Consider the following 13,997-nt stretch of genomic DNA (forward strand, 5'->3'; position numbering starts at 1 on the left):
GCATGGGAAAATGGACCTTTGCCGCGCGCCTTCGCGCGCGTGAGCGGCTGGTCGGCTACTGGTCGCAACTGCCGGTTCCGGCCGTGCAGGAGCGCGCGGCCCGGCATGGCTACGATTACGTCTGCTTTGACGCGCAGCACGGCTTTCTGGACTATCACGCCGTTCTGAACGGTCTGATCGGCATCGACGCCGGGGCTGCGCTGGCCGGTAGCGCCTGCGGCGGCATGGTCCGCGTGGCGGCCAATGATCCGGCGCTGATCGGGCAGGCGCTGGACGCCGGCGCCCAGGGGGTGATCGTGCCGCTGATCGACACCCCGGAGCAAGCCCGCGCGGCCGCAAGGGCGTGCCGCTTTCCGCCGCTGGGAACGCGCAGTTACGGGCCGATGCGGGCGGGTTTGCGGTCGGGCCCGCGCACTGCCGACATGAACGCCGAGGTCGCCTGCATCGCCATGATCGAGACGCACGAAGGGCTGGCCAACCTGGAGGCCATCGCCTCGGTCGAGGGGATCGACGGCCTTTATGTCGGTCCGGGCGATCTGATGCTGGCGCTGGGGGGCGAGACGATCACCGATCCGGCCCGCGCCGAGGATTTCGAGGCCGCTCTGGCCCGGATCCGCGAGGCCGGCGCCGCCGCCGGGATCGCCACGGGCATCCACACCGGCCACGGCGATGTCGCGCGGCAAAGGCTGGACGAAGGCTTCACCTTCGCCTCGATCTCGTCGGACCTGAACCATCTGGATCAGGCGGCCCGCCAGCACCTGGAAAAGGCCCGCGCCGACTGACGGGCCGCGGGGCGGGTCCGGGCCGATGAAGGCCCCAGGACCCGCCGCCCGGCAGGCGCTAGAAGCTGCCCAGCAGCGTTCCCAGCGCGATCACCGCGACCAGCGCCAGCAGGGCGCCGACAATGGCCACCATGACGATGTCGCGATAGCTTTGCCGGGCCGAAACGCCGCAGACCGACAGCAGCGTCACGACCGCGCCGCTGTGGGGCAGGCTGTCGAGCGTCCCCGCGCTCATCACCGCGACGCGATGCAAAAGTTGCGGGTCGATGCCCAGTTCGGCCGCGCGTTCCAGATAGGTCGGACCCAGCGCGTCCAGCGCGATGGTCAGCCCGCCCGAGGCCGAGCCGGTCAGCGCTGCCAGGATGTTCGTGGCGACCGCCATGGAGACCAGCGGGCCGCCCTGGATCGACAGCACCCAGTCGCGCACCAGCTCAAAGGCTGGCAGCGCGGCGACGACGGCACCGAAGCCGACCAGACTTGCCACCGCAAAGATCGGCAGGACCGAGGCGCTGGCACCGGCATCCAGGGTTTCGCGCAGCCGCGTCAGGCGCGGCCGGTTCAGGACCAGCACGACCAGGATCGCCGCCGCAAGCGCCACCGCGACCGACCAGACGCCGCTGACCGCGCCGATGTCCGTCCCGCCCCAGCGCGGCTGCGCCAGCCAGTCGAAGGATCGCGCCGGCAGGATCAGAAAGGACATGGCCATGTTCACCCCGATCACCACGAACAGGGGCAGCACGGCAATCGCCGGCGGGGGCAGTTCGGGACTTTGATGGCCGTGCGGGGCCTCGGCCGGGTCGAACTCGCGCGCCGTCACCGCCCGCTGGCGCAGGACGGTTTCGTCCACGCCCGGAACGCGGCTGTCGGAAAAGCCTTCGCCCCGGGCGCGCGCGGCACGTTCGGCACGGGCCAGCCACCACAAGCCGAAACCCAGCATGATCGCCGAGGCGAGGAGCCCCAGTCCCGGTGCGGCAAAGGGCGTCGTGCCGAAGAACGGCATCGGAATGGCGTTCTGGATCGCGGGGGTGCCGGGCAGCGCCATCATGGTAAAGGTGAATGTGCCCAGTGCAATCGCCGGAGGCATCAGCCTGCGCGGGATCCGGGCGCGGCGAAAAAGCGCCTCGGCCATGGGTGCCAGCACGAACAGCGCGACGAACAGGCTGACGCCGCCATAGGTCAGCGCCGCGCCCGCCAGGACCACGGCCAGGATGGCACGGCCAGGGCCCAGCGTCCGGGTCAGCAGGTCGGCGATGGCGCGGACCGATCCGCTGTCCTCCATCAGCTTGCCAAAGACCGCGCCCAGCAGGAACAGCGGGAAGAACTGACCGATGAACCCTGCGCCCGCTCCCATGAAGGTCTGCGTCCAATGCGCCAGCAACGGTTCGCCCGAGATGGCGGCCGCCAGAAGCGCGGCGACCGGCGCCAGCAGCAGCACGCTCCAGCCGCGATAGGCCAGCCAGATCAGCAGCGCCAACGCCAGCAGAATGCCGGTCAGCCCCATGTCAGACCCCGTCCAGAAGCGTGTCGATGTCGACGGACGACCGCTGGCCGATGTTCCGGCCGTTTTCGGTCAGGAAACGGTCCGCCGCCTCTCGGCCCCGGTCGCGGAGCCAGCGCAGGAAGGTCCGGTCCGCGTTCAGCTTGGACGAGTGGTCAAGGCTGGTCATGACCGCATTCGGCACCATGTGGACCCGCATCCGCGCCCATCGTGCGCCTTCCCCGTTGCCGGGGTCGGCGACCTGGCGCAGCAGCGCGATCATGCGCAATTCCTTCAGGGTCGCTGCGTTGAACGAAACCTCGTTCAGGCGATTCAGGATGGCCGCCGCGCTGCGCGGCACGCCGGGGCGCTCGATGGGGTTGATCGGGACCAGGATGGTGTCGTCGCTGTCGACCTCCCGCACCAAGGGGGTCAATGTCGGGTTCCCGGCATAGCCGCCGTCCCAATAGCTTTCGCCGTCGATCTCGACCGCCTGGAACAGCGTCGGCAGGCAGGCCGAGGCCAGCAGCACCTGAGGCGACAGGTCGGCGTTGCGAAAGACCCGGCCCCGCCCGGTGCGGACGTTGGTGGCGGTGACGAACAGCTTGATCGGCGCGGCGCGCAGGCGGTCGAAGTCGATCACCCGATCCAGCACCCGCAGCAGCGGATTGATCCCCGCCGGGTTCAGCGTATAGGGCGAGGCCAGCCGCGACAGCATGTCCATGGCGACGAAGGCGGGCGAGTGGGCCAGCGACCAGTTGCCCAGCGCCATGTCGATGGGGGTGGCCTGGAACGGGCTGAGCCGGGCTGCATCGGCGACGAATTCCCAGAAGGCGGTCAGCGCCTTGCGCGCGCCCTCGGCCCCGCCCTGGGCAAAGCCGTCGGCCAGAACGGCGGCGTTCATGGCCCCGGCCGAAGTCCCCGAGATGCCGGCAATCGTCAGCCGATCCTCCTCGAGCAATCGGTCGAGCACGCCCCATGTGAACGCCCCGTGAGAGCCGCCGCCCTGCAGGGCCAGATCGACGGGCACCGAGGCCGTCTTGCCACGAGGGGGAGATGAACTGGCCATGGGCCCCCCAATATGCTGCTTCGGCGCGATCCTAGCACGGTGTCCCGCGTTCTCAAGGCTTTCTCTGCGGTGCAGAAAGAGGCTTGGCCCCTGGCATCGCGGGCTATGGTTGTACCAGCTGCGTCGGCAGGCCTACTGGGCGGCACCCAGCCAGCGCAGCGCGCTTTCAAGGCTGGGCTCGGGCCTTAGGGTGTTGATCTGCAATTCTTCCGAGATATGGGACAGGTGATGCGCCATTTCGGCCGCCGCCTTTTCCCCATCGCCCTGAGCTATGGCGTTGACGATGCTGCTGTGTTCGTCCCTCGGACATCCCGTCTCGGACTCGGCATGGACCAGGATGGCAAGGCAGGTCAGCACCTGCAGCTGCGTCATGATATGAACCAGATAGACGTTGCCGCTGATCTCGGCCAGCTTTAGGTGAAACTCTCCGGTCAGGCGCACAAGGGTCGAACGGTCGCCCGCGCTGCGCGCCGCCTCCTCGGTGGCGATGTGGTCCAGAAGCGATTGCAGATGTTCGGCCGACCGGGTCACGGCGATGGACCGGACCATGCTGGGCTCGATCATCTTGCGCACGTCCAGCATCATCCTGGCCTCGGCGCGCGAGGGCGAGGCGATCGTATATCCGAGGTTGGGGGTCTTTCTGAAAACGCCGATCTCGGAAAGCTTGCTCATGGACAGGCGCACGACCGTGCGGCTGACCCCGAAGATATCGGCAAGCTGGTTTTCCGTGATCCTTTCCCCGGGCGGAAGCCGCTGTTCGAAGATCGCCTCGATCAGGCGGCGTGTGATTTCCTGCTCGGTATAGCCGTGGCGGCGCTTCTGCGGGGGGATGCCTGTTTCTGCCATGACGTTCTACCAATCGACTGCCTGAAAAATGGACGTCACCGACGGCACCCACCTTTTTCACGCGCTTTTCCTTGCTATCGCACGGCGCAGAGGCAATTTCAATTGACAGAAGCCAGCGTTGTTCATTTCATTGTATCCAACGTAGTAGACGACTCACCATCCAGAAACCTTGCGCAGACAGGGGCGGGAAAGGGAGTCCAGAACAGGGAGTTTCCGTCTTGAAGATCAACCATATCCCTTCGCCCCTGCATCGCCTGCTGATGCAGGCTGCCATCGGTGCGCTGATGGTGGCCGCGCCTTGGGGCGGTCAGGCGGCCTGGGCGCAAAGCCCGCAGGAAACGCTGATCGTCGCCGGTCCCCGCACCCCGGAGTCGCTGGATCAGGAATACCCGCCGACCGAGGCGGTGCACGAACTGCGCCGGAACGTGAACGAACGGCTTCTGGCCTATGAGATGAAGAAGGCCGAGGATGGCATCTCCTATGAGGACTTCTCGAAGATCACCGGCGCCCTGGCCGAGCGATGGGAGGTCGCGCCCGACTTCAAGTCGATCACCTTTCATCTGCGCCCGGGCGTGGTCAGCGGGGCAGGGCATCCGCTGGATGCCGACGATGTCATGTGGTCGTTCGAACGGGGCTGGAACCTGAAGTCGAACTTCCACTGGTACATGACCCAGATCCTGAAGATCGAGGATTTCGACGCGGCCTTCACCAGGGTCGACGACATGACCGTCCGGGTCAGCATCCCCAACGCCTCGCCGCTGCTGGAAAAGCTGTGGATCAACAGCGATCTGGGCATCCTCGATTCAGACACGATGAAGGAACACCTGACGCCCGAGGACCCTTGGGGCCAGCGCTGGCTGGCGACAAACTCGGCCTCGTTCGGGCCCTACAAGGTAACGAAATATTCGCCCGGCCAGGAAATCATCTATGAGGCCAACACCGATTATTACCGCGGCGTCCCGAAGCTGAAGAAGGTGATCTTCCGCGAGATGCCGACCAGCGCCAACCGGCTGGCGGCCCTGCAGGCGGGGGCGGTGGATGTGGCGGAATACCTGTCGCCGCGCGAACTGTCCATGCTGGGACAGATGCCGGGGGTGAAGGTCAACAAGGTGTTCGGAAACTTCATCCATCGGGTCGAGATGCAGAACGAAACGCCGCCCTTCGACAATCCCAAGGTGCGGCTGGCGCTGAACTATCTGGTACCGCGCGACGAGATCGCCAAGGCCGTCTACTTCGACACCGCCCGTCCGACAAAAAGTCCGATTTCCGAGATCTATCCGGCCTTTACGGACGAATACTACAGTTTTTCCAACGACCTCGAAAAGGCCAAGGCGCTGCTGGCCGAGGCAGGCTTGCCGGACGGGTTCAAGACCGAACTGGGGTATCGCACCGGCGACCAGCTTGAGGAGGAACTGGCCATCATCCTGAAGACCGCCTTCGCCAAGGCCGGCGTGGATGTGACGCTTTCCAAGCTGCCGGCCTCGACCCTGGTCGAACGCTATACCAAGGGTCAGATCCCGATGTATTTCTTCCGCGACATGGCGATCGTGCCCGACGCGGCCTATGTGGCAAACCTGTGGCTGAACAGCAATTCGCTGATCGACTATTCGCGCTTTCACAGCGACGAGGTGAACGCCCTGATCAACAGTGCCCTGACCTCGACCGACGAGGACAAGCGGCGGGCCGACATGAAGCGCGTACAGCAGATCACCATGGAAAACGCGCCATGGGTCTTTCTGTTCAACCCGGGCTATCAGCTGGCCACCCGCCAGAACGTCAAGGGCTATTCCTGGTACACGCCGAACGGCAACGCCTGGTTCGATTTCCACAAGGAATGATCCGACGCGAGGCCGGCCGGGTCGTCCCGGCCGGTGCCCATTTCCGATGGAATGACCACGATGGCAATTTCGACGACCTGGCGGCGTCTGCCGCGCGTGCTGCGCATCGTCCTGACGCGGCTTCCCATGGTGCTGCCGCAGATGCTTGGCGTCATCTTCGTGACCTTCATGCTGGTCCGCCTGCTGCCCGGGGATCCGGCCCTGCTGATGCTGGGTAACATGGCGACCCCGGAAAGCATCGCCAACCTGCGCGAGCAGCTGGGGCTGAACGGCAGCCTGTGGCAGCAGTTCCTGCATTACCTGGGCGGGGTCGTGCACGGCGATCTTGGCGTGTCGCTATTCACCTCGAACCCCGTCGCCGTGGACCTGATGGAGCGCGCGCCGGCCACGCTGGAGCTGATCTTCTATGCAATGATCCTGACCATCCTGATCGCGGTCGCCGTGGCGGTGCTTGCGGTGGTGCGCCCCGGCGGCATCGCCGATTACGTCAGCCGCTTCTATGGCATGGCGGCCGGCGCGATCCCGGATTTCTGGGTCGGGCTGCTGCTGATCTTTTTCCTGTTCAGCACCTGGGGCATCGCGGCAGCGCCGTTCGGCCGGATCGACCCGATGGTGACTCCGCCGCCCACGGTCACGGGCTTTTATACCTTCGACGCCCTGATCGCCGGCGATTTCGCCGCGCTGAAATCGGCGGCGGGGCGGTTGCTCTTGCCGGTGCTGACGCTGACCATCGTGAACGCGGGCGCGCTGATGAAGATGACCAAGACCACCTTCGCCGAGATCTGGCGCGCGGATTTCATCCGCCACCAGCGCGCCAGCGGCCTGAGCCAGCGCACCATCGTGCGCAACGCGCTGCGCAACAGCCTGCCGCCGATCATCACGCTGGTGGGCTTTCTGGTCGGCTTCCTGCTGGGCGCAGCGGTGCTGGTCGAGACGATCTTTTCCTGGGGCGGATTGGGTCAGTACGCGGTCCAGGCGGTGACCTATTCCGATTATCCCGCGCTCCAGGGCTTTGTCCTGGTCGCGGCGGTCTTCATCCTGCTGGTCTATCTGGTCGTGGATATCCTCTACGAACTGGCCGACCCGCGGATCCAGGTCTGAGGAGGGCGGATCATGTCGCAAATCATCGTCCAGACCCGGGCCTTCCTGCGCTTTATCCTGGGCCGGCCCGGCGCGGCCTTCGGCTTGGCGCTGCTGCTGTTGCAGGTGATCGCCATCGTCTTCGCGCCGATCCTGGCGACCCATGCCCCGACCGAGGCCGACCCCATCTCGTCGCTGCAACCGCCCTCGGCGGCGCATTGGCTGGGCACGGACGTATCGGGCATGGATATCTATTCGCGCATCATCTACGCCACGCGGGTGAACCTGCTGATCTCGGTCGTGGCGGTGGCGGTGGCATTCGCCATCGGCGTGCCGGTGGGACTGCTGGTCGGCTATTACCGGGGCTGGGCCAGCACGCTGGTCATGCGCGTCTTCGATTTCATCCAGTCCTTTCCGGTCTTCGTGCTGGGCATGGCGCTGGTGTCCGTCATGGGGCAGGAAATCTGGAACGTCGCCATCGTTCTGGCGGTCCTCTTCGTGCCGATCTTTGCCCGCCTGATCCGGGCCGAGGCGCTGTCGCTGCGCGACCGCCCCTTCATCGCCGCCGCGCGCTGTTCGGGGGCGACCGACGGGCAGATCATGTTCCGCCACATCCTGCCCAATGCGCTGACCCCGGCCATCGTGCAGATCTCGATTTCCATCGGCATGGCGATCCTGCTGACCGCCGGCCTGTCCTTCATCGGGGCGGGGGTGCGGATGCCCTTGCCGGAATGGGGGCTGATGGTCTCGGTCGGGTCGCAGCAGATGATCCTTGGGGTCTGGTGGGTGGCGCTGTTCCCGGGACTTGCCATCGTCTTTTCCGTGCTGAGCTTTGCCCTGATGGCCGACGCCCTGCGCGATTATGTTGACCCCCGGCGGGAGAGAGCCTGATGCACCAGCCTGATACGAAGCCCCTGCTTCAGACCCGCGACCTGTCGGTGGCCTTCGGTGACCGGACCGTGCTGCACGGTGTCAGCCTGACACTGCGCCCCGACGAGGTGCTGGGCATCGTGGGCGAGACAGGGGCCGGCAAATCCGTCCTGGCCCGCGCGCTGATCGGCCTTCTGCCCGGCAAGGGACGCATCAGCGGCGGCACGGTCGAGGTCGGCGGCCGCGACCTGCGCCAGATGCCGGCCGAGGAGCTGCGCCGCATGCGCGGGGGGCAGGTCGCCCTGATCGGGACGGATGCCAAGTCTCTGCTGGATCCGGTGCGCCCGGTGGGCGCGCAGGTGGCCGACGTGCTGCGCGCGCACAAGGGCATCGGCGCGGCCGCCGCCCGCGAACAGGCCGTGGCTCTGTTCGCAAAGGTGGGCATCGTCGATCCAGAAAAACGGGCCGAGGCCTATCCGCACCAGTTGTCGGGCGGCATGGCGCAGCGCGTGATCATCGCCATGGCGCTGGTGGCCGAGCCGCGCGTGATCCTGGCCGACGATGCGACGCTGGGCCTGGACGCGACGATCCAGGTTCAGGTGCTGGATCTGCTGGTCGCGCGCTGCCGCGAGGCCGGGATGGGCGCGGTCATCATCACCCATGACCTGGGCATCGTCGCGCGTTATTGCGACCGGGTCGCGATCATGCGCGAGGGCCGCATCGTCGAGGAAGGCGCGACCGCCGCTTTCCTGCATCGCCCCGCGACCCCTTATGGCGCCGAGCTGCTGGCCTCGGCCCGGGCGCGGCCGGCGCCCATGGTCAAGGCCGCGCCGCGCGCCGGGGCCGCGCCGCTGCTTGAGGTCAGGAACCTGGTCAAGCACTTCCCGACCCCTTCGGGCCATGTCGTCAAGGCGGTGGACGACCTGTCCTTTGCCATCCCCAAGGGCGAGACCCTGGCCCTGGTCGGCGAAAGCGGCTCGGGCAAGACCACGGTGGGGCAGTGCCTGGTCCGGCTGCTGGGCGCCGATGGCGGCCAGGTCCTGTTCGAGGGCCGCGACCTGCTGACGCTGCCCGACCGCGCCTTTCGCCCCCTGCGGCGCAACATCCAGATGGTGTTTCAGGAACCCTATGTCGCGCTGAACCCGCGCTGGACCGTGGCCCGGCTGATCGCCGAACCGCTGGCGCTGGACCCCGGGATGGCCAGCCCCGCCGCACGCCGCGCGCGGGTGCTGAAGATGCTGGATCTGGTCCACCTGCCGGCGCGGCTGGCCGGGGTCTTTCCCCACGAGCTGACCGCGGGCGAGCAAAAGCGCGTCGGCATGGCGCGGGCCTTGGCGACGCGGCCCGATTTCGTCGTCTTCGACGAGCCGACCACCGCGCTGGACATCCGCGTGCGGGCCCAGATCATCGACCTGGTGCGCGAGCTTCAGCGCGAGATGCAGCTTGCGACCCTGTTCATCACCCACGACCTGAACTCGGTCCGATCGCTGGCCCATAACGTCGCCGTGATGCGCCACGGCAAGATCGTCGAGATCGGAGAGACCGAGCGCATCTTCGCCAGCCCGCAACACGACTACACCCGCATGCTGCTGGGGGCGGAACTGCCCATCGAACGCTATGCGGCCTGACCGGAAAGGAACCTTCCATGAGTGAAACCCATGTTCTGGTCACGGGCGCGGCCGGGCTGATCGGGCACGCGGTGCGCTGCACGCTCGAGGATCGCGGCACAAGCGTCATCGCCATCGACCGCATGGCCACGACCGTCGAAGGACGCGCCGTGCGCGAATGCGACGTGACCGACATCCACGGCCTGCACGCCATCTCCCGGGCCCATCCGATCGGCGCGATCGTGCATTGCGGGGCGTTCTCGGGCCCTATGGTTTCGCCCGACCATCCGATCCAGATGGTGCAGGTGAATATCGGCGGCGCGGCCAATATCGGCGAACTTGCCCGCATCATCGGCGGCGTGCGCGTGGTCTTTGCCGCGACCGCGACGGCCTATGGCGTGACCCCGCCGGGGCCGGTCCCCGAGGATACGGTCATGGTGCCGGACACGATGTATGGCGCCTCGAAGGCGGCGGCCGAACATGTGATGAACGCCTACAAGCTGCAGTTCGGCGTCGATACGGTGAACCTGCGCATCGGCTGGGTCTATGGCCCGCGGCGCAGCACCGCCTGCCTGATCCGCCAGATGCTGCTGGACGCGATGGCGGGCCGGGTGACGCAGATCCCCTATGGCCGCGATTTCACGCGCCAGTATCTGCATATCGACGACGCCAGCGACGCGCTGATCGCCGCGCTGGACCGCCCGAACCTGCCGCAGCAGGCCTATAACATCACCGGCGGCAGCTGGTTGACCCTGTCCGAGGTCGCCGACGCGGTGATGCAAGTTGTGCCGGGTGCCCGGGTCGAGGTCGCGCCGGGCGACGATCCGGGCGACATGCGGCAAGAGCGTTTCGATATTTCCGCCGCCGCGCGCGACCTGGACTATCGCCCCCGCGTGACGCTGGAGGACGGCATCCGCACCTATCTGGACTGGTTGAAGCGTCAGGAAGCATCCAAGTGACATCCATCATGCCCCCCTTTTCCCTGCAGGGCCGCAAGGCGCTGGTGACCGGCGGCAGCCGCGGCATCGGCGCGGCCATCGCCCGCCTGTTCGCCGAGGCGGGCGCCAGCGTTGCCATCTGCCATTTCGGCGACGACGCGGGAGCGCAGTCCCTTGGCGCCGAATTCGCGTCAGCCGGGCGCAGCCTGGCCACCCGCGAATGCGACGTGGCGGATGAGGCGCAGGTTACCGCCCTGGCCGACTGGACCGCCAAGGTCCTGGGCGCACCCGACATCCTGGTGAACTGCGCCGGCATCGGCGGCAAGGACAAGCCGTTCGGCGATGTCACCGTTGCGGAATGGGACCGGATGCTGGGCGTCAACCTGCGCGGCGTGTTCCTGGTGACGCACGCCTTCTTTCCCGGCATGGTCGAGCGGCGTTACGGCCGCATCGTGAACATCGCATCGCAACTGGCCTACAAGGGCGCGCCTGGGCTGGCAGCCTATGTCGCCGCCAAGGCGGGCGTGGTCGGGCTGACCCGCGCCCTGTCCTATGAAGGCGCGCCGCACAATGTCATGGTGAACGGCATCGCGCCGGGCCCGGTGGAAACGCCCCTGCTGATGGCCCACAGCGAAGCGTGGCTGGCGATGAAAAAGGGCCAGCTGCCCGTCGGACGGTTCGGCCAGCCCGACGAGATTGCGCCGACCGCCTTGCTGCTTGCCTCGGAAACCGGCGGGGCCTTCTATTGCGGGCAGGTGCTGTCGCCGAACGGCGGCGACGTGATGGTTTAGAAGGGGAGGGACAAGGACCATGCAGGATTTCGACCTGGTGATCCGGGGCGGCACGGTGGTGACCGCCGCAGACAGCGCGTGCGCCGATGTGGGCGTCCGGGATGGCAAGATCGTGGCGATCGGGCTGGAGCTTGACCCGGGACGGCGCGAGATCGACGCGACCGGCCTGCGCGTGATGCCGGGCGGCATCGACAGCCATGTGCATCTGGCCCAGCCGGCCTTTGGCGGACCTGCGATGGCGGACGGGTTCGAAAGCGGCACCCGCTCGGCCATCGCGGGGGGCAACACCACCGTCATTCCCTTTGCGCTGCAATCGCGCGGCATGTCGCTGCGCCAGGCCGTCACCGACTATCATGCCGAGGCCGAGGGCCGGGCCTATTGCGATTACGGCTTTCACCTGATCCTGACCGATCCCACACCCGCCGTGCTGGGCCAGGAACTGCCGGCGCTGGTGGCGGGGGGCTATACCTCGCTCAAGGTGTTCATGACCTATGACGACATGGTGCTGAACGACCGCGAGCTTCTGGAGGTGTTCGACGCGGCGGGCGAACAGGGCGCGCTGGTCATGGTCCATTGCGAAGGCTATGACGCCATCCGCTTCATGACCGAAAAGCTGGAAAAGGCGGGCAAGCTTGCGCCCTATTACCATGCCGTTTCCCGCCCCCAGTCGGTCGAACGCGAGGCCGCCCACCGCGCCATCAGCCATGCCGAACTGACCGGCGTGCCCATCATGATCGTCCATGTCTCGGGGCGCGAGGCGATGGAGCAGATCCGCTGGGCCCAGAACCGCGGGCTGAAGATCATGGGCGAGACCTGCACGCAATATGTCTCGCTGACGGCCGATGACCTCAAGGGCCTGAACATGGACGACACGGGCAGCAAATACGTCTGCTCGCCCCCGCCGCGCGACCGCGAAAGCTGGGACGCGATCTGGAACGGCATCCAGACCGGGGTGTTCCAGACCTTTTCCTCGGACCATTGCCCGTTCTATTTCGAGGGCGAGATGGGCAAGAAGAACCCCAAGGCCCGCACCGGCTTTCGCTGGGTGCCGAACGGCATCCCGGGGGTCGCGGTGCGCATGCCGATCCTGTGGTCCGAGGGCGTGGTCAAGGGTCGCATCACGGAAAACCAGTTCGTCGCCCTGACCTCGACCAACCACGCGCGGATCTATGGGCTGACGACCAAGGGCAGCATCGCGCCGGGCTATGATGCCGACATCGTGCTGTGGGACCCGGATCGCCGCGTGACGATCAGCCAGTCGCTGATGCACCACGGCTCGGACTATACGCCGTGGGAAGGGTATGAGGTCACGGGCTGGCCCCAGGCGACGATCCTGCGCGGCGAGGTGGTGATGCAGGACGGCGAGATTCTGGGCAGCAAGCAGGGCGGCCGGTTCCTGCCGCGCGCCCTGTCGCCCATGGCGGCGCGCGGCGCGAGCGCACCCTTGGGCTAGGCGCCAAAGCGCCGCCAGGACCGTTCCAGCGTCTCGGCCGTCATGCCGCGGCCGATCAGCACGATCACGCCTTCCTCTGGCGCGGGGCCGGCCAGGGCCGCATCGTCGTCGGGCAGGATCTCGGGCGGCTGGACCACGCGGCGGACCGATTGCAGCAGCAGCCGGCCCGCCGGCGTGCGCACCACGCCCTTGATGCGCACGATGTCGTCGCCCCGGGCGTGCAGCAGCGCCGACAGCCAGGTCGACAGCGCCACCCAGCCGCCATCCTGCCCGACCGCCAGCCGATAAGGGGCGATGGGTTCGCTGGGGCCAAGCGGCGGCAGGTCCAGCGGGCGCAGGTCATCCGGCACAGAGGGCAGGGGGACCGCGACGCCCTGCTCGGCCGCCGACAGCGCGGCATGGGGGTTCATCCGGCGCAGGGTCAGCGCCAGCCGCCCCAGGTCCGCAGCCTCGGCGGGCTTGGTCAGGATCAGCGCGTCCGCCGCCTCGATCTGCGCGCGGGCCAAGGCTTCGGATGCCAGTTGCCGGGCACCGTGCAGGCCGTCGACCAGGACCAGCGTTTCCTGCAAGGCGATGCGCCGCGACAGGATGGGATCGGCGGCGATGGCGGCGGCGATGCGCCCGGGATCGGCCAGCCCGCTGGTTTCCAGCAGCACCCCGCCGATCCGCCCTGCATCGCGGCCGCTGGCATCGTTGCACAACTCGCGCAGCGCGGCGACCAGCGCGGCCTGTCCGGTGCAGCAGGCGCAGCCGCCGGCCAGCACCCCAAGGCGCAGGGCTCCGGCCAGCAGCAGATTGTCGACCGGGGTTTCCGCGGCCTCGTTGACCAGGATGGCATGGTTCCGGAACCGGCCCTGGTGCAGCTGATGGCGCAGCCAGGTGCTTTTCCCGGCTCCCAGGAAACCGCCCAGGATGGTCAGCGGCAAGCGGCCGTCCGAACGCGCGCCCTCAGCCATCGGCCAGGGCGTGGTCGGACAGAGGGTCGATGGGGCGGCCGGCCATCCGCTCGGCCGCGGCCCAGAGGGCTGCCAGATCGGGCACCAGCTCCCGCTGGCCGCCCGGAGCGAACAGCTGCAACCCCGGCGTCACGCCGTCGTCCCAGGCCTTCAGCCCATAAGGCGCCAGCAGTCGGTTCACCGCCCCCAGACGGGCAAAGCGCAGGCGCAGCCGGTCGCCCGGCGTCTGCGCGCCCGCATCCGTCCAATGGCCCGGCGCGGCCGGAAAGCCGCAGGCGCTGCACATGGCT

General features: G+C 67.5%; 13 protein-coding genes. 8 read left to right on the top strand and 5 right to left on the bottom strand.

The genetic code is table 11. The features are described 5' to 3' along the window. Positions 1-2: 2 nt before the first annotated feature. Positions 3-782, top strand: a complete 780-nt coding sequence (locus tag BU28_RS0106080) for an HpcH/HpaI aldolase family protein (RefSeq protein WP_028718688.1) — start codon at positions 3-5, stop codon at positions 780-782. Between the two features lie 58 nt (positions 783-840). Here BU28_RS0106080 and BU28_RS0106085 read toward each other — a convergent pair whose 3' ends face one another. From BU28_RS0106085 to BU28_RS22135, 3 genes are all read right to left on the bottom strand, one after another. After that, positions 841-2,283, bottom strand: a complete 1,443-nt coding sequence (locus BU28_RS0106085) for a GntP family permease (protein WP_028718689.1) — start codon at positions 2,281-2,283, stop codon at positions 841-843. Between the two features lies 1 nt (position 2,284). Further along, a complete protein-coding gene (locus BU28_RS0106090) occupies positions 2,285-3,328 on the bottom strand; it encodes a patatin-like phospholipase family protein (RefSeq protein WP_028718690.1) in 1,044 nt (347 codons plus the stop codon). 132 nt (positions 3,329-3,460) lie between these two features. Next, positions 3,461-4,174 carry a GntR family transcriptional regulator gene (locus BU28_RS22135; RefSeq protein ID WP_051577846.1) on the bottom strand — a complete coding sequence of 238 codons (714 nt, stop codon included), beginning with the start codon at positions 4,172-4,174 and terminating at the stop codon, positions 3,461-3,463. A 218-nt stretch (positions 4,175-4,392) separates the two neighbouring features. Here BU28_RS22135 and BU28_RS0106100 point away from each other — a divergent pair, with 218 nt between their 5' ends. Genes BU28_RS0106100 through hydA form a run of 7 tightly spaced genes read left to right on the top strand, consistent with a single transcriptional unit; the run spans position 4,393 to position 12,751 of the window. Continuing rightward, a complete protein-coding gene (locus BU28_RS0106100; RefSeq protein ID WP_198944924.1) occupies positions 4,393-6,012 on the top strand; it encodes an ABC transporter substrate-binding protein in 1,620 nt (539 codons plus the stop codon). 60 nt (positions 6,013-6,072) lie between these two features. Beyond that, positions 6,073-7,113, top strand: a complete 1,041-nt coding sequence (locus tag BU28_RS0106105) for an ABC transporter permease (protein ID WP_198944925.1) — start codon at positions 6,073-6,075, stop codon at positions 7,111-7,113. Positions 7,114-7,125: 12 nt separating this feature from the next. Next, entirely contained in the window at positions 7,126-7,983 is an 858-nt protein-coding gene (locus BU28_RS0106110) for an ABC transporter permease (RefSeq protein WP_036762092.1), read from the top strand. Next, entirely contained in the window at positions 7,983-9,590 is a 1,608-nt protein-coding gene (locus tag BU28_RS22140) for an ATP-binding cassette domain-containing protein (RefSeq protein WP_036762095.1), read from the top strand. The genes BU28_RS0106110 and BU28_RS22140 overlap by 1 nt, the downstream gene beginning before the upstream one ends. Positions 9,591-9,607: 17 nt before the next feature. Next, the gene (locus tag BU28_RS0106120) at positions 9,608-10,528 is read left to right on the top strand and encodes an NAD-dependent epimerase/dehydratase family protein (protein ID WP_028718694.1); all 921 of its coding nucleotides are present in this window, start codon (positions 9,608-9,610) and stop codon (positions 10,526-10,528) included. Positions 10,529-10,536: 8 nt separating this feature from the next. Next, complete coding sequence (locus tag BU28_RS0106125) at positions 10,537-11,298, top strand: SDR family NAD(P)-dependent oxidoreductase (protein WP_028718695.1); 762 nt, start codon at positions 10,537-10,539, stop codon at positions 11,296-11,298. Positions 11,299-11,317: 19 nt separating this feature from the next. After that, positions 11,318-12,751 carry a dihydropyrimidinase gene (gene hydA / locus BU28_RS0106130; RefSeq protein ID WP_028718696.1) on the top strand — a complete coding sequence of 478 codons (1,434 nt, stop codon included), beginning with the start codon at positions 11,318-11,320 and terminating at the stop codon, positions 12,749-12,751. On the opposite strand, the gene BU28_RS0106135 is transcribed toward hydA, so the two are convergent. Both BU28_RS0106135 and BU28_RS0106140 read right to left on the bottom strand, forming a co-directional pair. Then, positions 12,748-13,707, bottom strand: a complete 960-nt coding sequence (locus BU28_RS0106135; protein WP_028718697.1) for a CobW family GTP-binding protein — start codon at positions 13,705-13,707, stop codon at positions 12,748-12,750. The genes hydA and BU28_RS0106135 overlap by 4 nt on opposite strands. Next, entirely contained in the window at positions 13,700-13,993 is a 294-nt protein-coding gene (locus tag BU28_RS0106140; protein WP_028718698.1) for a hypothetical protein, read from the bottom strand. Before BU28_RS0106140 ends, BU28_RS0106135 begins: the two co-directional genes overlap by 8 nt. Between the last annotated feature and the right edge of the window lie 4 nt (positions 13,994-13,997).

The sequence above is a fragment of the Paracoccus yeei ATCC BAA-599 genome (assembly GCF_000622145.1).
GTDB classification, from domain to species: Bacteria; Pseudomonadota; Alphaproteobacteria; order Rhodobacterales; family Rhodobacteraceae; genus Paracoccus; species Paracoccus yeei.